General features: G+C 60.7%; 1 protein-coding gene. It reads left to right on the top strand.

What is annotated here, in order from left to right; translation table 11 throughout:
• Positions 1-1,098, top strand: a 1,098-nt coding sequence (locus tag ACIOU6_RS28040) for an NADH-ubiquinone oxidoreductase-F iron-sulfur binding region domain-containing protein (protein ID WP_401140006.1), incomplete at its 5' end; no start/stop codon positions are given.
• Positions 1,099-1,253: the final 155 nt, after the last annotated feature.

Raw genomic sequence — 1,253 nt, 5'->3', positions numbered from 1 at the left:
GACGAATCCATCCATAGCCGCTCCCTGCTATGCAACGCGGTTGAAATGGAGCCGAACACCTGGAAAGACCGCATGCTGATGGAGCAACTGCCACAACTGCTGATCGAAGGCATGCTGATCAGTGCTCGCGCACTGAAAACCTACCGTGGCTACATCTTCCTGCGTGGCGAATACACCACCGCCGCCAAGCACCTCAACCGTGCCGTGGAAGAAGCCAAGGCAGCAGGCCTGCTGGGCAAGAACATTCTGGGCAGCGGTTTTGATTTCGAACTGTTCGTCCACACCGGCGCCGGGCGTTACATCTGCGGTGAAGAAACCGCACTGATCAACTCCCTCGAAGGTCGCCGCGCCAACCCGCGCTCCAAGCCGCCCTTCCCTGCCGCCGTGGGCGTGTGGGGCAAGCCGACCTGCGTGAACAACGTTGAAACCCTGTGCAACGTGCCGGCGATCATTGCCGACGGCGTTGACTGGTACAAATCGTTGGCCCGCGAAGGCAGCGAAGACATGGGCACCAAGCTCATGGGCTTCTCCGGCAAGGTCAAGAATCCTGGCCTGTGGGAACTGCCGTTCGGCGTGACCGGTCGCGAGTTGTTCGAAGACTACGCTGGCGGCATGCGCGACGGCTTCAAGCTCAAGGCCTGGCAGCCAGGTGGCGCCGGTACCGGTTTCCTCTTGCCAGAACATCTCGACGCACAAATGTATGCCGGCGGCATCGCCAAAGTAGGCACCCGTATGGGTACCGGTTTGGCCATGGCGGTGGACGACAGCGTCAACATGGTGTCGCTGCTGCGCAACATGGAGCAGTTTTTTGCACGCGAATCCTGCGGTTTCTGCACCCCGTGCCGTGATGGCTTGCCATGGAGCGTCAAGCTCTTGATGGCCATCGAAGAAGGCCGCGGTCAGCCAGGCGACATCGAGACCCTGCTGGGGCTGGTCAATTTCCTCGGCCCAGGCAAGACCTTCTGTGCTCACGCACCGGGTGCCGTGGAACCGCTGGGCAGTGCCATCAAATACTTCCGTCCAGAGTTCGAAGCCGGTATTGCGCCTGCAAGCGCCGCCGTCCCGCCTCTGGCAAGGCCGATCGTAATCGGCGCGTAAACGCTTAAAAAGGCGAAGGGTCCGTGCCCTTCGCCTTTCGTCCGATGACGCCTTTAGGGGCTGACTGGATTCGGACGCATAACAAGATTCCATTAGCCACGCCCGCTGACACCGGGCCAACGAAGACCTGTGAACCATGGCCACGATCCACGTAG

The sequence above is a fragment of the Pseudomonas sp. NPDC087615 genome, from assembly GCF_044743445.1.
Lineage (GTDB): Bacteria > Pseudomonadota > Gammaproteobacteria > Pseudomonadales > Pseudomonadaceae > Aquipseudomonas > Aquipseudomonas baetica_A.
Note: the sequence above shows the minus strand (reverse complement) of the source record. Positions and strands in the feature narration are given on the sequence as shown.